The sequence below is a fragment of the Vibrio hannami genome, from assembly GCF_029589055.1.
In the GTDB taxonomy this organism is placed as follows: Bacteria; Pseudomonadota; Gammaproteobacteria; order Enterobacterales; family Vibrionaceae; genus Vibrio; species Vibrio hannami.
In genome coordinates this window covers 105,911-130,501 of the sequence record NZ_JARQZP010000003.1, presented here as the reverse complement: position 1 = coordinate 130,501, position 24,591 = coordinate 105,911, and the positions used below count along the sequence as shown (strand labels likewise).

Annotated in this window: 19 protein-coding genes and 1 pseudogene; 9 read left to right on the top strand and 11 right to left on the bottom strand. The window is 43.1% G+C overall.

Annotated features, from left to right (window positions below; all coding sequences use genetic code 11):
* Window positions 1–121 precede the first annotated feature (121 nt).
* From P7F88_RS02020 to P7F88_RS02000, 5 genes are all read right to left on the bottom strand, one after another.
* Window positions 122–1,219 carry an ABC transporter ATP-binding protein gene (locus P7F88_RS02020; protein WP_277821688.1) on the bottom strand — a complete coding sequence of 366 codons (1,098 nt, stop codon included), beginning with the start codon at window positions 1,217–1,219 and terminating at the stop codon, window positions 122–124.
* Between the two features lie 4 nt (window positions 1,220–1,223).
* Window positions 1,224–2,186, bottom strand: a complete 963-nt coding sequence (locus tag P7F88_RS02015; protein ID WP_277821687.1) for a carbohydrate ABC transporter permease — start codon at window positions 2,184–2,186, stop codon at window positions 1,224–1,226.
* A 6-nt stretch (window positions 2,187–2,192) separates the two neighbouring features.
* A complete protein-coding gene (locus P7F88_RS02010; RefSeq protein ID WP_277821686.1) occupies window positions 2,193–3,056 on the bottom strand; it encodes a carbohydrate ABC transporter permease in 864 nt (287 codons plus the stop codon).
* 203 nt (window positions 3,057–3,259) lie between these two features.
* Window positions 3,260–4,609, bottom strand: a complete 1,350-nt coding sequence (locus P7F88_RS02005; RefSeq protein ID WP_277821685.1) for an ABC transporter substrate-binding protein — start codon at window positions 4,607–4,609, stop codon at window positions 3,260–3,262.
* Between the two features lie 65 nt (window positions 4,610–4,674).
* Window positions 4,675–6,384 (bottom strand): alpha-amylase family glycosyl hydrolase, encoded by a 1,710-nt coding sequence (locus tag P7F88_RS02000; RefSeq protein WP_277821684.1) that lies wholly within the window; start codon window positions 6,382–6,384, stop codon window positions 4,675–4,677.
* Between the two features lie 298 nt (window positions 6,385–6,682).
* Here P7F88_RS02000 and P7F88_RS01995 point away from each other — a divergent pair, with 298 nt between their 5' ends.
* The 4 genes and pseudogenes from P7F88_RS01995 (at window position 6,683) to ohrR (ending at window position 10,308) form a co-directional block, all read left to right on the top strand.
* Complete coding sequence (locus P7F88_RS01995; protein ID WP_277821683.1) at window positions 6,683–8,089, top strand: glycosyltransferase family 4 protein; 1,407 nt, start codon at window positions 6,683–6,685, stop codon at window positions 8,087–8,089.
* Window positions 8,034–9,395, top strand: a complete 1,362-nt coding sequence (locus tag P7F88_RS01990) for a phosphohexomutase domain-containing protein (RefSeq protein WP_277821682.1) — start codon at window positions 8,034–8,036, stop codon at window positions 9,393–9,395. Before P7F88_RS01995 ends, P7F88_RS01990 begins: the two co-directional genes overlap by 56 nt.
* A gap of 122 nt (window positions 9,396–9,517) precedes the next feature.
* Window positions 9,518–9,739 (top strand): hypothetical protein, encoded by a 222-nt coding sequence (locus P7F88_RS01985; RefSeq protein ID WP_277821681.1) that lies wholly within the window; start codon window positions 9,518–9,520, stop codon window positions 9,737–9,739.
* A 133-nt stretch (window positions 9,740–9,872) separates the two neighbouring features.
* Window positions 9,873–10,308: pseudogene (ohrR, locus tag P7F88_RS01980) on the top strand (transcriptional regulator OhrR).
* A gap of 41 nt (window positions 10,309–10,349) precedes the next feature.
* Here the strand turns inward: ohrR and P7F88_RS01975 are convergent.
* A complete protein-coding gene (locus P7F88_RS01975) occupies window positions 10,350–12,134 on the bottom strand; it encodes a choline/carnitine O-acyltransferase (RefSeq protein ID WP_277821680.1) in 1,785 nt (594 codons plus the stop codon).
* Window positions 12,135–12,424: 290 nt separating this feature from the next.
* Here P7F88_RS01975 and betB point away from each other — a divergent pair, with 290 nt between their 5' ends.
* The 3 genes from betB (at window position 12,425) to P7F88_RS01960 (ending at window position 17,009) form a co-directional block, all read left to right on the top strand.
* Window positions 12,425–13,891 carry a betaine-aldehyde dehydrogenase gene (betB, locus tag P7F88_RS01970; protein ID WP_277821679.1) on the top strand — a complete coding sequence of 489 codons (1,467 nt, stop codon included), beginning with the start codon at window positions 12,425–12,427 and terminating at the stop codon, window positions 13,889–13,891.
* A gap of 8 nt (window positions 13,892–13,899) precedes the next feature.
* The gene (gene betA / locus P7F88_RS01965; protein WP_277821678.1) at window positions 13,900–15,588 is read left to right on the top strand and encodes a choline dehydrogenase; all 1,689 of its coding nucleotides are present in this window, start codon (window positions 13,900–13,902) and stop codon (window positions 15,586–15,588) included.
* Window positions 15,589–15,791: 203 nt separating this feature from the next.
* Entirely contained in the window at window positions 15,792–17,009 is a 1,218-nt protein-coding gene (locus P7F88_RS01960; protein WP_277821677.1) for a hypothetical protein, read from the top strand.
* 78 nt (window positions 17,010–17,087) lie between these two features.
* Here the strand turns inward: P7F88_RS01960 and P7F88_RS01955 are convergent, their stop codons facing one another.
* Window positions 17,088–17,381, bottom strand: a complete 294-nt coding sequence (locus P7F88_RS01955) for a hypothetical protein (protein ID WP_277821676.1) — start codon at window positions 17,379–17,381, stop codon at window positions 17,088–17,090.
* A gap of 69 nt (window positions 17,382–17,450) precedes the next feature.
* The gene (locus P7F88_RS01950; RefSeq protein ID WP_277821675.1) at window positions 17,451–18,779 is read right to left on the bottom strand and encodes a D-serine ammonia-lyase; all 1,329 of its coding nucleotides are present in this window, start codon (window positions 18,777–18,779) and stop codon (window positions 17,451–17,453) included.
* Window positions 18,780–18,913: 134 nt separating this feature from the next.
* Here P7F88_RS01950 and P7F88_RS01945 point away from each other — a divergent pair, with 134 nt between their 5' ends.
* Entirely contained in the window at window positions 18,914–20,038 is a 1,125-nt protein-coding gene (locus tag P7F88_RS01945) for an amidohydrolase (protein WP_277821674.1), read from the top strand.
* A 60-nt stretch (window positions 20,039–20,098) separates the two neighbouring features.
* Here P7F88_RS01945 and P7F88_RS01940 read toward each other — a convergent pair whose 3' ends face one another.
* The 3 genes from P7F88_RS01940 to P7F88_RS01930 form a co-directional block, all read right to left on the bottom strand.
* Window positions 20,099–20,845 carry a substrate-binding periplasmic protein gene (locus P7F88_RS01940; protein WP_277821673.1) on the bottom strand — a complete coding sequence of 249 codons (747 nt, stop codon included), beginning with the start codon at window positions 20,843–20,845 and terminating at the stop codon, window positions 20,099–20,101.
* 125 nt (window positions 20,846–20,970) lie between these two features.
* Window positions 20,971–22,032, bottom strand: coding sequence for a 6-phosphofructokinase (locus tag P7F88_RS01935; protein WP_277821672.1), 1,062 nt, complete (start codon window positions 22,030–22,032; stop codon window positions 20,971–20,973).
* A gap of 17 nt (window positions 22,033–22,049) precedes the next feature.
* Entirely contained in the window at window positions 22,050–22,241 is a 192-nt protein-coding gene (locus P7F88_RS01930) for a ribbon-helix-helix protein, CopG family (RefSeq protein WP_277821671.1), read from the bottom strand.
* A 263-nt stretch (window positions 22,242–22,504) separates the two neighbouring features.
* On the opposite strand from P7F88_RS01930, the gene P7F88_RS01925 reads away from it, so the two are divergent.
* Window positions 22,505–24,583: a TonB-dependent receptor plug domain-containing protein gene (locus P7F88_RS01925; RefSeq protein WP_277821670.1), complete on the top strand. Its 2,079-nt coding sequence runs from the start codon at window positions 22,505–22,507 to the stop codon at window positions 24,581–24,583.
* Window positions 24,584–24,591: the final 8 nt, after the last annotated feature.

Sequence of the window (24,591 nt, the reverse complement as noted above, 5' to 3'; positions counted from 1 at the left end):
CACCAAAAGGTTGTTGACCAGCCAACGAATTTATCACATTGAGTTATAACAAGCGGTATAAATTTCAACCAAATGAATACTTATTATTTATACCGCCTGAAAACCTGTGAGCTATACCCGCTTAGATTCTTTCTTCTGTCTGTGCATCAAATAGCAACACGCGAGAAAGATCTACCAGTAGCTCCATCTTGTTACCACGCTCAACCTCAGAACGAAGGTCAAGACGAGCCTTCACTTTTTCTTCTCCAAGAGAGAACAGCACTTCTTTGTCGAAACCCATTGGCTCAACAAGATCTATCTCGATATGGTCGAAGTTGAACGTTGTGTCACTCTCAGCGAAGAACTCTTTATCGTTAAAGAAGTCTGGGCGGATACCCACTTTCACAGGCATACCTTCTTGTGCTACATCATCGCTAAAGTGAACGCTTGATAACAGGTTACGTGGTAACTTGTAATCACCCAATTCCAGATAATCCGGATACAGGCGGCCATCAAGAATGTTCATTGATGGTGAACCGATAAACGTCGCTACAAAGATGTTGTTCGGGTTCAGGAAGATATCCATAGGAGAACCAACCTGCTCAATGATACCGTCACGCAGAACGACAACTTTGTCAGCCAGTGTCATCGCTTCAACCTGATCGTGCGTTACGTAAACACTGGTGCGTCCAAACTTATTGTGGATCTGAGCAATCTCAATACGCATGTGGTTACGTAGCTTCGCATCCAGGTTCGATAGTGGTTCATCGAATAGGAAGCAGTCGGCGTCACGCACAATTGCACGTCCCATAGCAACACGCTGACGCTGACCACCAGACAGGTCCGCTGGCTTACGCTTAAGGTATTCCTCAAGCTTCAGCATCTTGGATACTTCTTCAAGACGACGCTGAATCTCAGCTTCATCCATTTTCAGACGACGCAGCGCGAAAACAATGTTCTCTTCTACTGTCTTATGTGGATACAGCGCATAGTTCTGGAACACCATCGCAATGTTACGGTTTTGTGGTTCAACATCGTTCACCACGCGATCACCAATGGTGATCTCACCGGAAGTTGCTTGCTCAAGGCCGGCTATCATACGCAGAGTCGTTGATTTACCACAGCCAGATGGGCCTACAAGTACTACAAATTCACCATCTTCGATATCCAGGCTGATGTTCTTAACAACCTTAGTATCACCATAGTTTTTCACGATATTTTTTAGAGAAATAGAAGCCATAATATTAACCTTTCACACCGCCATCAGTTTTACCGCCATCCATATGACGCATTGCGAACAAGAAGCAGATAATTACCGGAGCCAGCGTCAGCATAGAAGCTGCCATGATGCGGTCCCAGATTGCGTTTTTCGATACAAACAGCTCTTGCAGAGCCAGCGGCAATGTATAGAACTCTTTAAATTGTTTCAGGAATACCGAAGCAAACAGGTATTCGTTCCAGCCGATGATGAAGCAGTACATAAATACTGTCGCTAGCATCGGTAGTGAGAGTGGCAGAACCACTTTCCAGATGGCCTCTTTACGAGAGTAGCCATCCATCATTGCTGCCTCTTCAAGGGCAAACGGGATGGTACGGAAGTAGTTACCCAGCATGTACAGTGCTACTGGTAGTGTCTGTACGATATAGATAGCAAACAGACAGAGCACACTCCCCCACATGCTGCTTGCAAGACCCACGTTCACCGCCATCTGGTAGAGTGGAACCATCAACAGAACACCACCTACCATGTAGACAAACAGTACAGAGCGCTGCACCACAACCTGACCTGAGAACCTTAGTCGACTGATAGAGTATGCACCCATTACAGCGAACACCATGGATATCAACGCGGCACCAGCTGATAAACCAAAACTGTTTAACATAAAGCGACCAAAAGGAAACACATCCTCATTGTTGGTGAACTTTGCCAAAATAGCGTCTTTCTTCGCTTGTGGCAGCTTCGGGTTATTCAGCACCTTCTGGATAGCAGGAGGAACTTCAACGACCTTCTTTTCAGCTAAACCAAGTAGTTCCTTATACGCGTCCAGGTTAACAACCTGAGGGATCAATGATGGATTGCCCCAATCAAACTGATGCTTCAATGATGTAGACAGAATCTGAGCAAATGGTAGCAGGCAGAAGCTTACTAGTAGCAGGATGGCCAGTACGAACCCGATACGTCCCTTAATAGTTTTTTTACCTAACATAATCACTTACCACTTAAGAATTTTCTTCACATAGAACCAAATCAGCACACAGAGCACACCGAACTGGATAACCGAGGTTGCCGCAGCAAGCCCCTGGTCGATAACACCGGTAAATGCCTGGTAATAGGTAAATACAGGTAATGTCTCTACGTTTGGCGCCAACAGGAACACATCTTCAAATCGGTTCAGGTTCCAAATAAGGCGCAGAATAACCACCGTCGCCAGTACAAAGTAGATTTCCGGAAGCGTTACATGGAAGAAGCGTCCAATTGGGCCATAACCATCAATCGCTGCCGCTTCATACTGATCTTTCGGAATAGACGTCAGTTTTGACAAAATCAGCAAGTACGCAATCGGGAAGTGTTTCCACACATCGAAGATAATCACTACCCAAACGGCTGAATCCGGCTCACCAATCAAGTTGGTTCGGGCATCTAACAGATGAAGTACATCCACCATCAACCAGTTAAATACACCGTTCACTGGATCGAACAGGAACTGCCAACCGAATACAACCGAGATAACCGGTGCAAAATAAGGCATTAAGATTGCCGCACTTACCAAGCCGCGACCTTTAAAGGGTTCACGCATTAATAGCGCAACAGCAAGGCCTAAAAGCGTAGTACCAGCCACGGTACCAAACAGGTAAACGCCTGTTGTTGCAATGGATGCGTAATAATCAGGGTTAGACAACAGTCTTGAGTAGTTCTCCAACCCTACGAAAAGCTTGTCACCATTCAGCTTGACATCAAAAAAGCTGAGGTAGACGTTAAAAACAATTGGATAGAGTATTAGCAGGCCGATAATACCTAGTGTCGGTGCCACTAGTTTCCAACCAAACCGAGCTTCTGCTCTCTCTAATGGAGTCATGGGTATTTCCTTTCTTAATTTGGAATGCACTTACCCCGCATTCCTCGTTAAGTACTTATTAGATTATTCGTATGTATTCATCAAATTAGGTAGGCTGATATCGATAAGCAGACCTTCCTCGCCATGGATGGCGAGGCAGAGCTACATGGATGTATTCATGCGTGTCTGTGTTCGATATCTGCCTGCCTGTTATACGAACGATCTTACTCAGCGATAACTTTCTGCATCTCTGTTTCAGCCCAATCTAGAGACTTAGCTGTGTCCTGGTCTTCGATTACTGCGCTGTAAACCATACGAGGGATGATTTGCTTAGAGAAAATCTCACCAGATTTAGGGAACGCTTTACCATCAACCACAGAGAAGTTCTTGATGTTGTCGAAACCAGCAATGATCTCTTTAATAGACTCTTTACCGTAACGGTTAAAGATACCTTTTGGATCGTTCAGGAAGTCATCATCTTCTGCGATATCACGTAGCATTGGCAGGTGACCACCCGGTGCCATATGAGAATATGCTACCACCTGATCTTTCTCGTTCAGGTACTCGATAAACGCTTTCGTTGCATCCACTTCTTCTTTGTTGTCATTCTTCATGATAGAGAAGCCAACCAAAGTACCGAATGTAGAAGGTGACGATTTGGTAATCGTTGTAGCAAGACGAGTGTTCTGTGCCAGTTCAGGATCGAATGTCGCGCCTTTCAGGTCTTTAAAGTTATCTGTACCTAAGGAACTTGCTGCCGCTTCTGCCAGTGCGATGTCATCCATGATGTACGTCGAGTAGAAGAACATCGCTAGCTTACCCTGAAGGTAGTAGTCACGAGCACGCCAGGTTTGTGGGCCCGGTGGCGTGTATTCAGAAAGCTGCTTATAGAAATCCAGTGTTTCTTTCTGAGCATCAGAGTTAAATACTAGCTCACCATCTTTATTGAACTGAGCTGCATCGTTAGAAAGTGCAAACTGTGTGTAAACCTGCTCAGCAAAGCTATCTGCTTTTGTACCAATCAAGATACCGTACTGGTTTTCTTCTGGCTTATTGAAGTACTTAGCTGCTTTTTCAATATTTTCCCATGTTGTTGGTGGCTCAAGACCTGCGTCTTTAAACCAGTCAGCACGATACCAGATACCTTGTACCCAGCCACGGTATGGAATTGCAACAAACTTACCGTTTTCAGGGTTTTCAATCATCTTAAGCGCGCCTTTATAGATTCGCTCTTGACCCAGCTTGTTTACAACATCCGTTGTTGCATCCAGGTCTACGATACCTTGCTCAGCAAACGCCAAAGACAGGTTTGAACCCACTTCAATCATGTCAGGTAGCGTGTTTGATGCTGCTGCCGCTGCGATCTGCTTAGGAATGTCGTTTTCATCTACACCCACAACTTTCACGTCGATGCCAGGGTTCAGTGCTTCAAACACATCCGCCATCACTTCGATAGTCTGCATACGGTCAGACTGAGTCAGTGTTGTCCAAAATTCAACGGTAGTTGCATTGGCAACACTTGACATTGATAAGCCCGCAGCAGCGAGTCCAAGAGTCAGAGTTTTTAGTTTCATCGTGTTATCCCTTACGATTAGGATTCATATTGTTATAAACCGGGCTACCGAAATAGCCGGTGCCATTATTTGCTCAACCACATTACCTGATATGGCTGAACGGAAAGCTTGCCAGAAGCAGCTTCACCGCTAATCAAGTCTTGACTGATACCATCAAGTAAAGCGTCAGTATCTAATTCAACAACCTGATTGGAGATGTTGATGACCACGGCGACTTTTTCGCCGCGGACAAAGGTAATTAGTTGCTCACCAGATTTCACAACACGCTGAGAAGCAAATGGTGTAAACGCCTCTTCCTGTTTGCGAATAGTAAGTAGTTTCTTGAAGCGATTCAGAACCTGAGTACGACGAGATTCTGGATTAGCAAGGTCAGCCTCTACTTCACTTCTTACCAGCTTTTCACGGTTAATCGCTCGGTTGTATCCAAGTTTCTCAAGACCTTCCAGGTCATTCCCGGAACCCAGAAGACTATGTACATAGATTCCCGGAACACCAGCCATAGAAATAAGAATAGACTGTGCTGCCATAAAGCGGTTTAGATTGGTCTCGTCATCGGCATCAATTGCGCTAACTGCATCAAAATAGTTGATGTTCAGCTCATAAGGACTTTGAGTACCATCACCGTTATCTTTGTATGAAACGCGGCCACCATTGGTTTGAACAACATTTAGCAGGTGGTCTACCTGATCTTTGCTCAGAATGCCTTCAACAGGGCGAACACCGATACCGTCGTGTGATGCCAGGAAGTTAAAGAAAGTCGTTTTGTCAGAGCATGGTTCTAAGCTCGCCATCCAGTCGACGATCTTCTCACTGTTACCGGTTTGAATGGTGTGCAGTGTTAGTGGTGGTAGCGGGAACTGATAAACAAGGTGCGCTTCGTTCTCACCGTTACCGAAGTAACTGATGTTATCTTTGTGCGGTACGTTGGTTTCCGTAATCAATTTAACGTGTGGAGCCACTGCATCGATTACCGCTCGCATAGCCTGCACCAAAGCATGAGTCTGAGGCTGGTGAATACAAGGTGTATCGAGCTCTTTCCACATGAAGCCGATCGCATCAAGACGAACAAATGAAGCGCCCTGCTCTGCATAGAATAGTAGAAGCTCAACAATCTTCTGGAAAACTTCAGGGCAACGGAAGTTAAGGTCAATCTGGTCTTCACTGAATGTTGTCCAGATATGCTTTGTACCGTGTGCCGTTTCAAATGTAGTCAGTAGTGGAAGTGCTCGAGGACGAGTTACTGAGCTGTAATCGCGGTCAGGGTTTGCTTCAGTAAAGAAGTTGCGATATTGCTCTTCACCCTTTAGGTAACCCTGGAACCAGTCACTTGCTTGTGAAATATGGTTAATCACACCATCAAACATCAGATTGTAGTCACCAGACAACTTCTGAACGTTGTCCCAGTCACCCAGATCCGGATTAATTTTCCAGTAATCAACCACTGAGAAACCGTCATCTGATGTATATGGGAAACAAGGCAGCAGATGCACAGCAGACAGAATGTCTTTCGCATTGTCATTTAGAAACTCGTTCAAAGTCTGAAGAGGTGCTTTGCCTTCTTCTTTGATTGAGTCACCGTAAGTAATCAGCATCACATCACTTTGATCAACCCACTGCTTTTTACCTTCATATGAAGGCTGAGCTTCTATTACTTTCATCAGGTTCGGAATAAGAACACTTAGCTGTTCTGGGGAGTAGACGCCAGCCAGAATCTGTTGGAGATCCTTTTTAACACCTGAAAATTTTGTTTGCTCGTGGCCCATTTTTCTTTCCATTACTTTGACTTACAAATTGTTAACTCAAAACAACAAAACCGGTTTTGATTAACTTTCAAAAAAAAGTGACTATCGAAAATGTCACTGCCAATACTCAATTGCAAACAAGTATAGAACGATAAATTGAATCAATATTTGAACTAAATCTCATTTTACTCCCCAATCAAAACCGGTTTTGATGAAACGTGAACAAGATCAATTATTGACGAATAAATCAACAAAAAGCCTGTCTATACAGGTTGAACTTCCGTTAGATTAGCGCGTGATTGATAGATAGTTTGCGTTGGATGAACGAGAGATGAACATATTACTAGCACACTTTAGAGTTGGAGAAACTGACGGGGTTTCTCTTGAAATGGACAAGTGGAAACAAGCACTTGAAGCACTTGGACACAATGTATATTACCTGGCTGGATCTTCTGGAAGCTGCCAGGCACTACTGATTCCGGAGCTTCATTACCTAAACCCAGTCAACGATAAAATCATACATAACGCGTATGTAGAATTAACAGATTACGCATCAGAATCGGTTTTGATAAATGATATAGAACGCATTGCTGACAACATTGCAATCAAGGTAGCCGAAGTTATAGATTCTTATGATATTGATGTCGTTGTCCCTAACAACATCTGGTCTCTGGGTTACCATCTGCCAGCAGCTATTGGCTTAATGAAAGCAATAGAATCAACCCAGACCAAAGTAATATGCCACCACCACGACTTTCATTGGGAGCGCGAGAAGTACTCCAAACCAACATCTGCAAGCATACAGTCTCTGCTGGAAACCTACTTCCCACCAAAACACCCGCTAATTAAGCACTGCGTAATAAACCGAATTGCACAGACTGAACTGAAACAACGAAGAGACATTGACTCTACTGTTGTGCCGAACGTGTTCGATTTTCATGGTAACCAGTGGAAAATTGATAACTTCAACCAGGATCTTCGTGAAAAATTTGGTATCAAAGAAAACGATCTGTTTTTCCTTCAGGCAACAAGAATTGTTGCACGTAAAGGCATCGAAATTGCCCTTGATCTGTTGAAAAGGCTGCAAGACAGACGCGAACAACTTATCGGCAAAACACTCTACAATGGCCGAATATTCACTGAAGATAGCCGCATCATACTTGTGTTTGCAGGTATGAATGAAGATGAACCTTATCTTGAACTGTTGAAAAATAAAGCTGCTTCTTGCGATGTCGAGCTGCTTTTCATCAACGAGTCAGTAGGCCACTCAAGACACCTGGAAAATGAGATAAAAACCTACTCTCTCTGGGACGTATATTGTCATGCAGACATCATCACTTACCCGAGTCTGTTGGAAGGTTGGGGTAATCAGTTCCTTGAAGGATTGATCGCCAAAGTTCCGATGGCAACTTATCGCTACCCGGTTTATGACCTGGATATTGCTGACTATAAGTTCAATATCATTGACCTGGGTAACAAACATGAGCTTGACGAAGATGGTCTTGCTGTTGTTAACGAACAGACATTAGATAAAGCGGTAGATCAGACTCTCACTTATCTGCTGGATAAAAATCTTCGTGAAAAAGATATGTCACTTAACTATCAGATAGGTGAGAAGAACTTCTCTTACCCTGCGCTTAGAGAGTTGCTGGGCTCAATTTTTGGCACTGCCGAGGAAAAAAATGAGCTCATTGACCTGTTTCAAATCATACGATATCCGGGGCAAGCTCGGCGATGAACTTAACGAAGATATTGCATACCGAATTGGCAGAGCTTATGCCCAATATCTGAACCCTAAAGTAGTTGCTGTGGGTGGCGACGCACGCGAAACGTCACCAACATTAAAGGCAGCGGTTGCTCGCGGGCTTATGGACGGAGGCACTGACGTACTCGACATCGGTTTAGCCGGAACCGAAGAAATTTACTACGCAGCAAGCAACACTCAGGTAGACGGTGGCATTGCTATCACCGCTAGTCACAACCCAATTAATTACAATGGAATGAAGCTGGTAAGGGAGAACTCTAAGCCTATCAGTAATGATACCGGCCTGCTTGAGATCAAAAAACTAGCAGAAGCAAACCAGTTCGAGAGTAGCTATCACAAAGGAAATCTTCTTAATGTTTCTATGATAGATGACTATAGTGACCACTTACTTACCTACATCAATCCAAACAACATTAAACCATTAAAGTTAGTGGTTAATGCAGGTAACGGCGCTGCAGGACATGTGGTAGATATACTCGAACGCAAGCTTAGTAAACTGAATGCTCCAATCGAGTTTATCAAGATTCATAATGAACCTGACTTTACATTTCCGAACGGTATCCCTAACCCGATACTACCCGAAAACCGAGCAGACACATCTAATGCCGTACAGGAACATAATGCTGATATGGGTATTGCCTGGGACGGCGACTTTGACCGTTGTTTCTTCTTTGATGAAAACGGTGCCTTTATCGAGGGCTACTATATCGTGGGTCTTTTGGCCGAAGCATTTCTGAAGAAAGATAAAGGCGCAAAAATTATCCACGACCCTCGCCTGACCTGGAATACGATTGACACCGTAGAAGAAAACGGCGGCACTGCAATCCAGTCGAAAACAGGTCACGCTTTTATAAAGCAAATAATGCGAGAGAAAGATGCGGTTTACGGTGGTGAAATGAGTGCTCACCACTATTTTCGTGACTTTGCCTACTGTGACAGTGGAATGATTCCATGGTTGCTGGTAGCAGAACTGGTCAGCTTGCGTAATAAGCCACTGTCTCAACTTGTTGAAGACAGAATTCAGAAATACCCATCATCGGGTGAAATAAACAGAAAAGTTGCCGATACAGAAGTAACGATCGCGTTGATTCGCAATATGTTTGAAGCTGATGCAACCTCCATAGATACAACAGATGGACTCAGCATGGAGTTTGAGGAATGGCGGTTTAACCTAAGGGCATCGAATACCGAACCAGTAATAAGGCTAAATGTCGAAAGTCGAGGAAACCATCAGTTAATGACGTCGAAGACCGAAGAAATACTCAGCTTTTTGTCGTAGATCATGTAATTCGTACTAGCTATTGAGCGATCTCACATTTAAGACTTCTCAAGGCTAGTATTTTCCTAGTTTATTTGTATGATGATTAACCTATAAGAAAAATGTATGTCCGGCAGTGTATTATGAGTAATGTATACAAAATAGAAGCCCTAAACGAACACTACGCAAATATGATCCATGCGTTTATTGATGGTTTAGGGGGCAAATGTATTGTTCAGGGAAGTGCTATTATTACAGATTATCCTTTTGAAACTAATAATGCCCTTTGGCTGCTTCCTTTGATATCCGGAACTCATGACCAATTGACTGAAAGCGACTTTAGTTGCTGGACAGGAGCGTACTAGGGTCTATTGACCTTGATTGAAAAACTGCCATCAAAAGATGGCAGTTTTTCAATAAGGGCCTCGTTCATCTGGTTTTCTAATCTCAAGTTAAGTATATTGAGCACAATTTAGTTAAGCACGGTGAATATTAAACATGAGTGATTCTGACCAGATAATCGATATAGAAAACCAAATCTGTTTTCTCTCTATAGTGCCAGCAACGCAGTATTACGAGCCTATCGTCCGCTTTTAGATGAGCTTGACCTCACATACCTTCAATATATGACCATGATCGTCCTTTGGAAACATGCTCCGCTTAACGTAAAAGAGATCGGAAAAAAATGTATCTGGATTCAGGAACATTAACTCCCCTTCTAAAGCGTTTAGAACAAAAAGAATTAATAAGCCGCAATCGTAGTCGTGAAGATGAAAGAGTAATGGAAATCAGCCTGACACAAAAAGGCGAGAAGCTAAAAAAAGAGGCTGTTTCTATACCAGAAAAGCTCTCATGTAAGATCAACATTGCAAGAGAAGAAGCACTGGAGTTAAAACGAATCAGCGACGTTTTACTAAAAAACATTAATGCCTAGTAACGAAGTGGCTCGTTTCAACAACTCATAGTACGCACTTACTATGTATCGCCTGTCTCCATGAGTTCTCCCATTTCGACTAATGACTGCTCAATATAGCGATGCATTTTATCTAAGTTCTCAGAAAGTGCTGTTCGGCTAGTCATATTGAAACAGATAGAATCGTTACGTATAAAGTAACGAATACCATACCCATTATCGACAATTGGTCCATATCCTGCCAGTTCGACACCGTAATCGGAGGTTGTGCTGGTGCATACCACACTGTTCGTCAGCGCTTTGTACACATGAGAGTTAAATATGGATGGCATAGCATCAATGCCCAACTCTTTTCCGGCTTTTTTATATCGATGTTGCAACGCTAGACAATGAGAGTAAACGCCCTCGCCAAACCGGCACTCTTTTGCTCGATTTACGTGCTGTTGTGCCGCTTTTCGAAGCAAATCCTGGCTGATTTCAACATTTTGATCTTCCACAACCAGAGACTTTACAAAAGCCGAAGATTCTGGGGAAACGGTATAAAGCACATCAATACGTCCATCTAAAAACGTTCTTGTCATCACCGCTTCATAGGCGCTAAAAAACTTCCCGTAGAGTTTGAATTCAGCCAGCTGCAAGGCTAGCTGTACAAATGCATCAGGACTAACACCAAACTGCTTGATTCTATCTTTACCAAAATGAGAGAAGCTCAGCACTCGAGTTTGAGTATTCTCAACATGTTGATGGAACGCGTTTTTTGCATTTTGAATAGCATCAACCAATGTCTCATCAAGGTAAAACTCTATTTCCTGCAAACGAGCATCTGATTTAGCGACAAGTTTGTTTACTTGGCCTTCTTGTACGGACACTTTATCGATAGAGTTGTAGATATGCCCTATCATGCGAAGCATTACAGATCCATCTACACCTGTGTGTTCGAAGTTAATTCCTGTTTTTCCATTGTTAAATACGACAAACTGCAATGCCTTATCGAAATAACGATCTTCTCCACCACCATGCAATAGTTGTTTTGATATATCTGTTATTGCATCAGGGTTGCCGTTGTCTAAACAGAGAACAAATGCAGCATCTTCTATTATCTGCATGGCACGCTGATTGTTCTCTGATATATCCAGTAGATGCTTCCTGTCAAAAGCCCATGATTCCCGAGGAGTGGTTGTCAGTAATCCGAAGTTTTGTCCTTTATCCCCTATAGATAGAATCAATTGCAAATCATGCTCGATGTCCGGGACCACCCTGCGGCGACCACTCTCATCAAGAATGTCGACCTGAAACATCTTTTGATTGTGCAGAACAATAATGGACTTACGGCACTTTGACACTTTGAACTGGTCACTACCTACGCAAGGAATTCTGACCGAAGAAAAGATGTTCTTATATTGATTCATGCATAGGTAGCGATCTTTTTGCATGTCAACGCTCAATAGCTCGTTGTCAACTGAGCCAATAAAATCATAAACCGTCGCGGTTAATGCTGCTGCAATATGTGCTTGAGAATTCGATTTTTCATCGAGTTTGCTTTTTAGGTAGTAAAACACATTGCTGTTAATAGTCAGGGAATGACGAGCATCCAAATAAATATTCTTCCACACTGGTGCCGACCAATTGCTAACCGTGCTTTCCTGAGCCCATTCGATCAAATTTTTCTGTAGCTTTTCGCCTTCTCCTCCTGGTTCCAGGAATTTATCCACCTCTATCTTTGCTTCATTTAGCTCACTTTCAGTTAGTAATGGTTCTGCCCACTCAATCAGTTTTTTAAAGGTTATTGTTAACTCTGGCACTGGCATTTCTGGCAGCTTCGACTGGTGACTAAATGTGTTTTCCATTACTTCGTAGCCTTATAACTAAACAGGTAAGCATTCAATAATTGAGCGCTATTTACAAAATTAGTTTTAACTCTAATCATTTGAGGGCTAACTATATAAACTCACATTAATTAAAAGGCAATAAACATCTGATATTTTAATGTGTTTAGATCAATTTATTGCCTAATATATTTATATTTTATATGTTGTTATTATTTTGTTACCCCTTGATCATTAGAACTCAAATGATTAGGATAAAAATGCAACGTAGAGCGCTTGCTCAAATAGTAACCATCAAAGGAAATTAATTTATGTCACCGTTAACGACTTACCAAAACTATGTGCATGGTCGGTACGTACCTAACGATACGGGCGAAACATTTGAGGTGATAAATCCAGCTACTGGTAAGGTAAGTTATTTGGTTGAGGTTGCGGACGAGAGTGTTCAGAGTGCAGCTATCGAAAGCGCAAAATCAGGTTTTTTAATATGGTCTAAAATGACAGCAACCGAGCGCTGCCGAATTCTTCTTAACGCTGTTGCTTTACTACGCGAACGTAACGACGAACTTGCTGAAATAGAAGTTATTGATACCGGTAAACCCTGGCAGGAAGCTTCGGTAGTGGATGTGGTTACAGGCGCTGATTCTATCGAATATTTTGCTGGGTTAGCGCCTGGTATCGAAGGTACGCAACAACCCATTGGCGACGATTTTTATTACACACGACGCGAACCTCTTGGCATTTGTGCTGGAATAGGCGCATGGAATTATCCGTTACAAATAGCTTGCTGGAAGTCAGCTCCTGCTCTGGCATGTGGCAACGCAATGTTGTTTAAACCTTCAGAAGAAACACCGCGTGGAGCAATGTTGCTGGCCGAAATTTTTACTGAAGCAGGCGTACCCGATGGGGTATTTAACGTCATACATGGTGACGGTAAGGTTGGTGCTTGGCTAACCGCGCATCAAGATATTGATAAGGTATCTTTTACCGGGGAAGTGGGTACCGGTTGCAAAGTTATGGCTTCAGCTTCGGCATCTCTCAAAGAAGTCACAATGGAGCTTGGTGGCAAATCACCTTTAATTATTTTTGATGATGCAGATATCGAAAACGCGGTTTCTGCCGCGATGTTAGGCAATTTCTACACCCAAGGAGAGATTTGCACCAACGGTACGCGAGTGTTTGTTCATCAGGATATCTACTCACAGTTTATCGAACGACTCATTGAGCGCACCGAACAAAACATCATCTGCGGTAATCCAATGAATCCCGAGACAAATTTTGGCGCATTAATATCAAAACAACACCAAGAGAAAGTACTCACATATATTAATCAGGGCAAAGTCGAAGGAGCAAAATTACTTACAGGTGGTTTTGCCCTGCAACCCAAAGATTCCCCAGACGGATTTTTTGTCGCACCCACAATTTTCACTGATTGTACTGACGATATGACCATTACCCGAGAGGAGATTTTCGGACCAGTAATGTCTGTACTTACCTTTTCAGATGAAGACGAGGTGATACGTCGTGCAAATAATACTCACCTGGGGCTGGCCGCTGGCGTATTTACGCAGGACATCACTCGTGCGCACAGAGTAATAAGCCAGATGCAAGCAGGAATATGTTGGATAAATGCTTATGGCGCTTCTCCTGCCGAGATGCCGGTTGGGGGCTATAAAATGTCTGGGATTGGTCGGGAAAATGGTTCAGAAACACTGAAAGCCTATACTCAGACCAAAGCCGTCTACGTTGGTATGCAACCTCTTGAAAGCCCCTTTTAGGAACTCCTATGAACCAAGGAAAATATGACTACATTATAGTTGGTGCAGGCAGCGCAGGTTGCGTGCTTGCAAACCGGTTATCGGCCAATCCTTTACATAGAGTATTGCTTCTGGAAACAGGCGGCAGTGATAAGAGTATATTTATCCAGATGCCTACCGCACTGTCCATTCCTATGAACACTGAAAAGTACGCCTGGCAGTTTGAAACCGAACCAGAACCTTTTTTGGATAATCGTCGCATGCACTGCCCTCGCGGTAAGGTTTTAGGGGGATCCTCATCGATTAACGGTATGGTTTATGTTCGGGGGCATGCAAGAGACTTTGATGAATGGCAACAGGAAGGCGCTAACCAGTGGGATTACGCTCATTGCCTACCTTACTTTAAGAAAGCGGAAAACTGGATATCTGGAGGCAACGAATATCGAGGTGGAGAAGGTCCGCTTGCTGTGAACAACGGCAACAACATGAAGAACCCTTTATATCAGGCATTTGTAGATGCTGGTAGCGATGCAGGTTACATGCATACCGAAGACTATAATGCAGCCCAACAGGAAGGTTTTGGACCTATGCATATGACCATTAAAGATGGTGTGCGCTGGTCGACAGCAAATGCCTATTTGAGGCCAGCAATGTCACGTAGCAATCTGACTGTAGTGACTCACGCTCAGGTACATAAAGTATTACTTGAGGGCAAAAAAGTGGTCGGTGTTCGCTATGAAATAAAAGGAAATATTATTGACGAACACTGCCAAAAAGAAGTGATTCTTTCTGCGGGTTCAATCGGCTCTCCGCACCTATTACAGTTGTCTGGTATTGGCAATGCTGACATTCTAGCAGAAGCCGGAATTGACCTTGTACATGAGCTTCCAGGTGTTGGTGAAAATTTACAAGACCACCTGGAATTTTACTTTCAGTTCAAGTGTCTGAAGCCTATTTCTTTGAATGGCAAACTTGACCCATTCAATAAGCTGCTTATTGGCACTCGTTGGATACTGAACAAATCGGGGCTTGGTGCAACCAACCATTTTGAGTCGTGCGGCTTTATTCGTTCTAAAGCAGATCTAGAATGGCCAGATCTACAGTACCACTTTTTGCCTGCAGCCATGAGGTACGACGGTAGAGAAGCTTTTGCCGGGCATGGATTCCAGGTACATATTGGGCACAACAAACCTAAAAGTCGAGGCTCTGTAAAAGTTGTCTCCAATGACGCGAAGATAGCCCCAAAAATTCAGTTTAATTATTTGTCTCACCAGGAAGATATCGAAGGCTTTCGCGCATGTGTCCGCCTTACTCGGGAAATTATCAACCAACCGGCTCTGGACGAGTATCGTGGTGAGGAGATTCAACCTGGCTTAGATGTCCAGACCGATGAAGAGATAGACAAGTTCGTAAGGAGCTCGGTTGAGAGCGCTTACCATCCTTCCTGTTCATGCAAGATGGGAGAGGATCAGATGTCAGTTGTCGATTCCGAGACAAAGGTTCACGGGGTAGAGAACCTACGAGTCGTCGACTCTTCTATTTTTCCGACCATTCCAAATGGCAACCTGAATGCTCCTACCATCATGGTTGCTGAACGTGCAGCAGATATGATTCTTGGTGAAGAATTACTTGCGGCAGAGCATGCAGAAGTAATGGTTGCCGAACAGTGGGAAACGAACCAGAGATCACACTCCCCTAAAAGAGAGGTGACTTACTAAAAACGTCTTTGAAGGCATCTAACCAGCCTACGCGATACTCGCAAATGGTTTCATCTGGCTCCGAAACGGTTGATCAGGTTTTAACTATCGTCAGCACGATACTTAAGACCTGATGGCATCTGCTATCAAACGACTGTAGCGAGCTCAGCAAAACATAATAAGGATTTCATTGTGTTTTATAGCTACAACATGGAGGTCAAGTAATGACCACCTGGTTATCAACTGGTATTTTATTTACATTCGCCGCTATCATATTCATTCTCTATCGCTGGGGTAATATGCAATGCATCGGCGTTACTCCAGTACGTAAATTTACTTTTATCGCGATTCTATTTACATCCGGTTTAGATGTCGGGCTGATAATGTTCCCTCTAACCGAGTTTTCTGGCTACGCTGATGTCATCGCAAGTCCAGAATATGCATTTAGCAACCCGTTATCTATTGAGTTTGGGTTCTGGGCATTCTTTATCTGGGCTTTTTATTTCTTAACTTGCTTCTATTTTTGTGTCATTGAGCCTAGAGTTAAGTTTTTCGAAATTCCATTAATAAAATTTATTAATAACATTGTAATTATTGGCACATGTGCATTTACCGCATATTTGCTGCTGGTTAACTTGCCTTGGTATCTGCCTGAATTAGGTGACGGCGAAACGGTTATCGGCAGCTTCTACCTCATAGTGTTTGCCGTTATTGCTATCGCTGTTTATTCAAGCACCAGTATCCGTTATGTAAAAGTACTTAGCCTTGGCAGTAGCTGGCTGTTTTTCATATTGATTACAATGATGTGGGGTAACGCGTTCTTAGCCGAAAGCTCAAGTGTTGGTGAGTTTTTTGTCACCTTCTCTCTGCTTGGGGATTACTTTGCAAACCTTCATCAGTTTATTTTGCCAATCAACGACTACCACGAGTTTTACCTTTACTGGTGGTTCGCATGGAGCATTATGATTGGTCAGTTTACGTCGCGCTTTGTCGGTGGATTAAGAACCTATCAGGTACTGGCTGCGATGATGGTGTTCCCATCTATTCCAATTGCAATATGGTTTACGGTTCTATACTACTACAGCGCAAACGCTATTCCGGTAGACGGATTCTATAACCTGGCGATGGTTTTCGTAGGCATGACTTTTGTCGTCAACTCTTTAGATTCTTTAGTAAGGCTCTATACAGACAATCTGGACTTGACCGTGCAGCGCTTCGGTAAAACCCGTTACTTTGTCGGTAATCTGATCTTACTTTCTGGCTTAACGTTGTTGTTTAAGCTGGACTTCTTACAAATTCAGTGGGTTGGCGCGTTAGCAATTGGATTGATTCTTGGGTGCTTTATGTACATTATGGCGACAAGTTATCGCCGGGTTTCCGTTATCGAACGCTCTCCAAAAGCGAACAAAATTGACTTCAATAAGATTGAACTAATCAATTAAGCAATTTTTTATCTCTATTAAAAACGGCACCTGCATTGGTGCCGTTATACTTTGAGAGACAACAAGTCCAATTAAAACTTAATAAATCTCCATTATCCAAGATTCGATTTTTTTCTGTTGCCAGAACCCGACAATGATTGGTTCTAGCGTTTCAAGTACTTTCTGGAAATCTTCGTCTTTAACTTCGTTGTTGAACCAGCCTTTAATCGAGGAGTCACTGAAAGCCAGCTGTTTGAGATTACCTGAGCTCATCAACTGTTCTTCACCATCTGTGGCGAGTTGCTCATCAGTAAGCTCTATCTGCGACTCAAAATATTGCTCTGCCGCTTTATATAACTGCCAGCCATCATCTCTTTTTGCTACCAACTTCATGCGTACATCCCTTACCATTTCTAAAACAATCATAAGACCATAATTTTTAAGTGGATACAGAGAAACTACTCACAGACTTGCGTTTAGGTATTTCTGCATTTCTGACTCAGGTACCATTCCACCTCCGGTTGCCCAGATTATATGAGTGGCATTATTCATAACTGACGGGCTCAAACCAAATCGCTGCAAATAATCAGATCCTCGAATCACTGTCTGAGGGCCAAGCATTCCCGCCAAGGCCGACGGTTCCAAAAGTATTCCTTCGGCGTCATTCAATTCCCAGAGATAGCGCAGCATGCTCTCATCAGAGATGGTGTAATAGCCATCCAATAGCCGCTCCATTGCCCTACCTACAAACCCAGAAGCTCTTCCGACAGCCAAACCATCAGCCGTGGTCACGTTGTCGATGCCAATATCCTGAACGGCTATTTCATCATGCAATCCGGTATGCACTCCCAACAACATGCACGGCGAATGCGTAGGCTCTGCAAATATGCAGTGCACATGATCACCTAGTGCCATCTTCAATCCAAATGCCACACCACCAGGGCCACCACCGACACCACAAGGCAGATAAACAAAAAGTGGATGTTCTTCATCAACAGCGATACCTAATTGATCTAGCTGTGCTTTTAAACGCTCTCCCGCTACCGAATAACCTAAAAACAGTGTTTTAGAGTTCTCGTCATCGATAAAAAAGCAATTCGGGTCTTTTTCTGCTTCTTTCCTACCTTGCTCAACGGCGACACTATAATCTTGCTCATACTCCACAACGTTAACGCCATGAGCTCGTAGCATCTGCTTTTTCCAGTCCCTGGCGTCAGCAGACATATGCACCGAAACTGAAAAGCCAAGTTTTGCACTCATTATGCCAATAGACAGTCCAAGGTTACCCGTTGACCCTACCGCTATGCTGTATTGGCTAAAGAACTGTTTAAAATCGTCTCCTGCCAATTTACTGTAGTCATCTTCTATGGAGAGCAACCCAGCAGCAAGCGCGAGCTTTTCAGCATGAGCAAGCACCTCATAAATCCCGCCTCTAGCTTTTATGGAACCGGATATTGGTAAGTGACTGTCCTTTTTAAGCATCAGCCTTCCCGGTATTGAACAACCGGCTTCAGCCTCAACACGCTTTTGCATATCAGGGATATCCACTAACTCCGATTCAATCATCCCTTTCAAAGACGCTGTCTCCGGAAAAACCTTGCTCAAATATGGAGCAAACCTTTTCAGGCGCATACTGGCATCACGGATATCTTCGGAATCTAATCCAACATACGGCAAAGCCTTCTCCAACGAAGTAACTGACGGGTTAAACCAGGATATTTCCTTCAGCTCAATAAGTTCATTTAGAAGAGGAAACTGAGCAGTCAGCTCTCCAACATTATGCGAGGTCATTACGCTTCCTTACGGGAATGAGTTTGAGAGGTTAGTTTATCTAATCCTCAGATAGAAACCCCATTTATTTTTCTCTGTGATACTGTTGCCCTATTGGCAAACTAGGATAGATACTAAAAGAACAAGGATGCAGCATGGCCACTTTTAACGCTCCCGAGTTTAGAAAACAATTGCACCGCAACCCAGAGCTTTCGAACCAAGAGGAAGAGACCGCGCTTGCCATAGCTACGCAATTGCAAGCTTTTGGCCTTAGCCCGATAACAAAGATCGGTGGTCATGGGATTATTTGTGTGTTTGAGGGAACAGAAGAAGGTGAAACAACGCTGATACGAGCAGACTTCGATGCTATTCAGGTTAAGGAAAAAGCTGAACACAACCATGCATCCCTTAACGATGGCGTCATGCATGGTTGCGGCCATGATGGGCATACCACCTCTTTGTTAAGCGTGGCTGAACAGCTAAGCAAATATCCTCCACACAAAGGGAAAGTCATTTTACTGTTTCAACCAGCAGAGGAAACTGGTACTGGAGCCAAAGAAATGTTAGCAGATCATAATCTATCGGGATTACCGGTAGAAAATGTATTTGCTTATCACAATTTACCGGGTTACCCCTTGCACGAGGTCGTGGTCAAAAAAGGCACTTTCGCATGTGCATCTACCGGTATATCTATAGAACTGCAAGGAAAGACATCTCATGCCGCCTACCCTTCCAGAGGGATCAGCCCTGTAAATGAGATGATAGAACTTATAAATTTCTTACAGGATTTACCTCAGAAATACGCCGACACTTTTAGCCTGGTTACGATCGTACATGCAATCCTTGGAGAGGAAGCCTTCGGCGTTTCAGCAGGGAGTGCGAAGGTCATGGCTACACTTCGTAGTGAATGTAATGCCACGTTTGTGGATATGCAAAATCAAATCCTAGATAAAATTAATCTGATGCAGCAACAAAGTAAGCTAAAAATTCAGTATAGCTGGCATGAACCGTTCAATGCTGCGAGTAACTCAAATGTTCACGTCGAGCAATTGATTCAACAGGCGCAAAAACTGGATTTGTCGGTAACGGAACTTGATGAACCCCTCCGCTGGTCGGAAGACTTCGCCGAATTCCTTCTCAAGTCCCCCGGCGCATTATTTGGCATAGGCAGCGGGATAGATCATGCCGAACTTCACAATCCCGATTACGATTTCCCTGACCAAATTCTAACGACCGCTTCCAATCTGTTTTTATCTCTGATTGAGAGTAAGCATCGATAATACTCGATGCTGTTGACAGCAACTCACGGTTAGGTATGGCTAGTTAGCTTTCAAATTAACTCATCGATACTTATCGTAGATCTCGTCAATAGCCCCTTTCTCCTTGAGCTTTAGGATCGCATGATTAAAGCGCTCAACAGCATCTTGTTTAGAAGGATGAAATCGGATCATCATATCCAAAGAGTGGTAAGGCTCACCTACGACAAGCTTGTCACTCAAATTTTGCTCCCTAATCTGGTACTGGGCGAAATCCTTATTAATAAGTGCCTGGTGAATTCGTTCAGATAGTAGTAATTGGATTAGCTTGTTTTCACTTTGCGTTGGATAAGCTTCAATGCGGTTGTCTTCAAAATAAGGTGTATATTTCGGATAGTAATACCCTTTCACAACACCGATACTCTCACCTAATAAGTCGTCCTGAGATTCCACTTGTTTAACGTACTTTTTGTTAAAAAGAAGCGTTTCATCGGCAACGGTAAACGGCTCACTGTAAATACCAGGAACTTTAGATTCTCCCCGATAAGCCGGGTTGGTCATAGGTTCAATATGGATTTCTCCAGCTTCGAACATATATAAAGCACGGTTAAACGGAACTCGAACATATTCAATCTTGTCCCCTGTTTCTTCAGATAGAGCAGAGAATATATCCTTTATCGTTCCGGTTCGTGAATCGCTCTCTTCAAAGAAATAGGGCGGGAAAGATCCTGTATGAAGCATCACTTTCAATGTTTCAGCAACGCTGAGATGAGAAAACAAAATGGCCGATGTAAGGGTGAATAGTTTTAAGCTGTATCCTACAAACTTCATTTTTACCTCTAGAAAAAACCGGGAACATCGAGCAAGCTCAACATCCCCTACTCCATTTCATAGATCATAGTGTATATGCTGGAGTTAGTTGGTCAAATGAGTTATTTATCACCAAAAGCTATAACTTAATCAGCAAAACAGATTCCTGTCAGCTTCGCGGACTGAACGGCTAGATGATCTTTAGGTACAAACTTTGTTTTACCAGCGATATCCTCAAGCGGAACTGCAACCACTTCTAACCCTTTTGCCGCAACGATTTTGTTATATTCGCCTTTGTACAACAGCTCCGCCGCTTTAGCTCCAAACTGGGTTGCCAGTACCCTGTCATAGCCTGTCGGGCTGCCCCCTCTTTGCAAGTAACCCAAAACAGACACTCTCGATTCATAATCTGAAATTGCATTAAGCTCCTTCGATAGCCTGTCTGCAGCACCGATACCTTCTGCAGCTCGTTTTTTCTTAAACTTCTTCTTAGTTAAATGAGCTTCTTCTAACGTACGCGCACCTTCAGCAACCACAATCACGCAGAACTGTGATTTGGAATTCTTCATTCGCTTATCAACATGCTCTTTGAGTTTGTGAACATCGTAAGGAATTTCCGGAAGAATAATCGCATCCGCACCACCGGCAATACCAGCGTAAAGAGCCAGCCAGCCTGCTGAATTACCCATAATCTCAGCTAAAATTACGCGCTTGTGCGAAGCTGCTGTCGTGTGTAAGCGGTCTACGGCGTCTGTGCAAAACTCCAAAGCAGAATGGAAACCGAAGGTAATATCGGTACCGAATATGTCGTTGTCTATCGTTTTGGGGAGGCCAATAACATTCAGGCCTCTTTCTGTTAGCCAGTAACCCCGTTTATTGGTGCCACCACCACCAAGTACGACTAAACAATCCAGATTCCACGCATGGTAGTTATCTACCATTTTTTGAACTTTAGCTTCGTCTTTAAAAGGCCGCTCCCGGGAGTTTCTCAAGAAAGAACCACCTTCATGCAGGATACCGGAGAAGTCTGCGTGCTCCATCAGTCTGGCATTGTTTTCTACCAGGCCTTTATAACCGTCATAAAAACCCACAATTTCAATGCCATAGTTATCCTGAGCTGCTTTTGCCAGTCCTCTCATGGCTGCGTTCAGACCCGGTGCATCTCCACCAGCAGTCAATACACCAATTCTTTTAGTCACTGAACTCATACGTAAACTCTCTCTCGCTATTTCTTTGCTTTATCCTGATCGAGAAAATTCTTGATTAACTTCTCAATAATTTTTTGTACCGATGTATCTTCTTCTATTGCTCTAAGCTTAAGTGCTTTAAGCGTTTTTGCCTCTAGCCGTAATGAGGTATTTTTCTTGCTGCTTTTGTCTTTGTCTTTGTCTTTGTCTTTGTCTTTGTCTTTTGCCATAAATTATCCTTCAGCTTATGACACCATGACGTCATTACATCAATTAGTTACCTCAAATAGTAAATATAAGTTAGAAAGTGTGATCTAAAACATTTCTAGAAGAACGAAATTATAAAAGTGTCAAATACAAGACTGATTTAGCATTCATTTGAATTGTGTAAATGTTAAACTCGTTCCATTTATGCCACATAAACCCCATTTAAAATGTGGGCTTAATAATTCACGAGTGTAATAACACCAGCTTGTAGTATGGACCTAGTTATATGCCTTTCAAAATAAAGACAATAGTCCCTTTTGCATTATTTATGCCTCTATTTGCCTTTGGCAATGATTCTGAGGTGAACTCATTTGATCTCGAATCACTGATGAGTTCTGACGTACAACTTTCGTCAGTAATGAGACGGCTCCAGTCAACAAAAGATACTGCTGCATCTGTCTATGTATTAACTGGGGAAGAGATTCTTCGGTCAGGCTCAACTTCTGTTCCACAAGCGTTAAAGTTAGTTCCGGGTTTACAGGTAAGACAAATTAACCAGAATCTCTGGGCGATTACTTCAAGAGCATCTGCAAGCCGATACTCTAATAAACTCCTGGTAATGGTCGACGGACAGAGTGTTTATGACCCAATACATGCTGGTGTAAACTGGGAAGTACTTAAGGTTCCTCTTATTGATATCGAAAAAATTGAAGTTATCAGAGGTCAAGGCAGCCTGTTATGGGGAAGTAACGCCACAAATGGTGTCATCAATATAATCACCAAACATAGTGAAGATACGCGGTCTCTTGCACTACAAGCGAACACTGGCACGACACTAAATCACGACGTTACTGCACGATACGGTGATGATCTGGGGATACACGGCTCTTATCGTGTTTATGCGATGAGTGACGACCTTGATTCATCATTAAAAAGTAACCGAATCTCTACTCCAGACGATAGCAGTCAAAGCCAAAGTGTTGGTGGGCGACTGGATTTCAACTTAAGTGAAAGTCTATTCACCTTGCTGAAGATAGATTACCTGACAGCATCCATTAATAGCGATGTTTACTATGTCGATCTCGCTACAAACGATCCTTTCCCTAGTAATACTAAGGATAAATGGGACTCATTTAATTTGATGTCCAGAACTGAGCATGTCATCAATCCCAATACAACTCAGATGATGCAGCTCGCCTACTCATTTACTCAGGACAAAAGTGACTATTACCACGAAATAAAACGGACTGCAGATGCTGATTATCAGATGAATATCGTAGTCGACCATTATCAGTTCGATTGGGGGCTAAACTACCGTTATATCGATTTGGAACTCGAGGAAACAGACATCTATTCTCTGATTTCCGATGTAGATAAGTACGAACAATATGGTGCATTCGCTCAAGTTCAATGGGATCTGATTTCTGATACTGTAAAATTTATCGTCGGAAATAAATCAGAACACAATGACTTTACTGGTTGGGAACATCAGCCCGCTGCAAAACTCCTATGGCTTGTGGATGAGCAAAGCACAGTTTGGACATCCATATCAAGGGGCGTACGCATTCCTTCGATAACCGAAAATAGCGCACAATATCGTATCGGCGGGCCGACTCTTGGCTCTCTGGCAGAAAAATACGACCCCGCACTGGCCGCCTCATTGCCACAAGAATTGTATAGCTACAACTTTAATCATTATCTCACCGGCAACGAAGATATAGAGCCTGAAACATCCACATCAAAAGAAATCGGTTATCGCTATATGGCGAACCAATGGAATATTGATGTATCCCTTTTTCATACCGATACCAAAGATGTCATGTCAATTGAAACAAGCTCGAGCACAAGCGTAGATCAGTTGATCTCTCTGTATCTTACCAATCCAGCGAATTTTGCTAGCGCCCTCGCATCAACTTATGTGAACTCACTGTTTGTCACGGGTGCCGAAATCGAAAGCTATGGTGGCGAACTTGTCATTGGCAAGCAGATACTTCCGGGGCTCAAAGGTGAAGTTGCCTACAGCTATGTAGATCAAGACTATAAATTATCTGACTCCATGAAAAGTGCCATAGGTTACAGTTCTACACAGCAGCAAGTAATGATTAAAGCATCAGCGTTTCTTACTGATTCACATAGTCTATTCACCAAACTTAGATACGAAGATGGTGAGGCCTATGACGTAGACGACTTCTTCGCTCTGGACGTAAGTTGGCAATGGCAAGCGTCGCAAAACCTACAGCTAGGAATTGCAGCTAACAACCTTCTTCATGGTGATAAAGTGGAATTTGGAAATACAGACGAAATGTATACCCTACCAACATATATAGAACCCTCTTTCACCGCTGCCGTGTTAGTTAACTTCTAGCAGATAAC

Excerpts from the sequence above, each read along its gene's own strand:
- P7F88_RS01985 (WP_277821681.1), top strand. The coding sequence starts at position 9,518 with ATGAGTAATGTATACAAAATAGAAGCCCTAAACGAACACTACGCAAAT.
- P7F88_RS02005 (WP_277821685.1), bottom strand. The coding sequence starts at position 4,609 with ATGAAACTAAAAACTCTGACTCTTGGACTCGCTGCTGCGGGCTTATCA.
- betA (WP_277821678.1), top strand. The coding sequence starts at position 13,900 with ATGAACCAAGGAAAATATGACTACATTATAGTTGGTGCAGGCAGCGCA.
- P7F88_RS01940 (WP_277821673.1), bottom strand. The coding sequence starts at position 20,845 with ATGAAGTTTGTAGGATACAGCTTAAAACTATTCACCCTTACATCGGCC.
- P7F88_RS01930 (WP_277821671.1), bottom strand. The coding sequence starts at position 22,241 with ATGGCAAAAGACAAAGACAAAGACAAAGACAAAGACAAAGACAAAAGC.
- P7F88_RS01955 (WP_277821676.1), bottom strand. The coding sequence starts at position 17,381 with ATGAAGTTGGTAGCAAAAAGAGATGATGGCTGGCAGTTATATAAAGCG.
- P7F88_RS01935 (WP_277821672.1), bottom strand. The coding sequence starts at position 22,032 with ATGAGTTCAGTGACTAAAAGAATTGGTGTATTGACTGCTGGTGGAGAT.
- P7F88_RS02015 (WP_277821687.1), bottom strand. The coding sequence starts at position 2,186 with ATGTTAGGTAAAAAAACTATTAAGGGACGTATCGGGTTCGTACTGGCC.
- P7F88_RS01925 (WP_277821670.1), top strand. The coding sequence starts at position 22,505 with ATGCCTTTCAAAATAAAGACAATAGTCCCTTTTGCATTATTTATGCCT.
- P7F88_RS02000 (WP_277821684.1), bottom strand. The coding sequence starts at position 6,384 with ATGGAAAGAAAAATGGGCCACGAGCAAACAAAATTTTCAGGTGTTAAA.
- P7F88_RS01995 (WP_277821683.1), top strand. The coding sequence starts at position 6,683 with ATGAACATATTACTAGCACACTTTAGAGTTGGAGAAACTGACGGGGTT.
- P7F88_RS02020 (WP_277821688.1), bottom strand. The coding sequence starts at position 1,219 with ATGGCTTCTATTTCTCTAAAAAATATCGTGAAAAACTATGGTGATACT.
- P7F88_RS02010 (WP_277821686.1), bottom strand. The coding sequence starts at position 3,056 with ATGACTCCATTAGAGAGAGCAGAAGCTCGGTTTGGTTGGAAACTAGTG.
- P7F88_RS01945 (WP_277821674.1), top strand. The coding sequence starts at position 18,914 with ATGGCCACTTTTAACGCTCCCGAGTTTAGAAAACAATTGCACCGCAAC.
- betB (WP_277821679.1), top strand. The coding sequence starts at position 12,425 with ATGTCACCGTTAACGACTTACCAAAACTATGTGCATGGTCGGTACGTA.
- P7F88_RS01960 (WP_277821677.1), top strand. The coding sequence starts at position 15,792 with ATGACCACCTGGTTATCAACTGGTATTTTATTTACATTCGCCGCTATC.
- P7F88_RS01990 (WP_277821682.1), top strand. The coding sequence starts at position 8,034 with ATGAGCTCATTGACCTGTTTCAAATCATACGATATCCGGGGCAAGCTC.
- P7F88_RS01975 (WP_277821680.1), bottom strand. The coding sequence starts at position 12,134 with ATGGAAAACACATTTAGTCACCAGTCGAAGCTGCCAGAAATGCCAGTG.
- P7F88_RS01950 (WP_277821675.1), bottom strand. The coding sequence starts at position 18,779 with ATGACCTCGCATAATGTTGGAGAGCTGACTGCTCAGTTTCCTCTTCTA.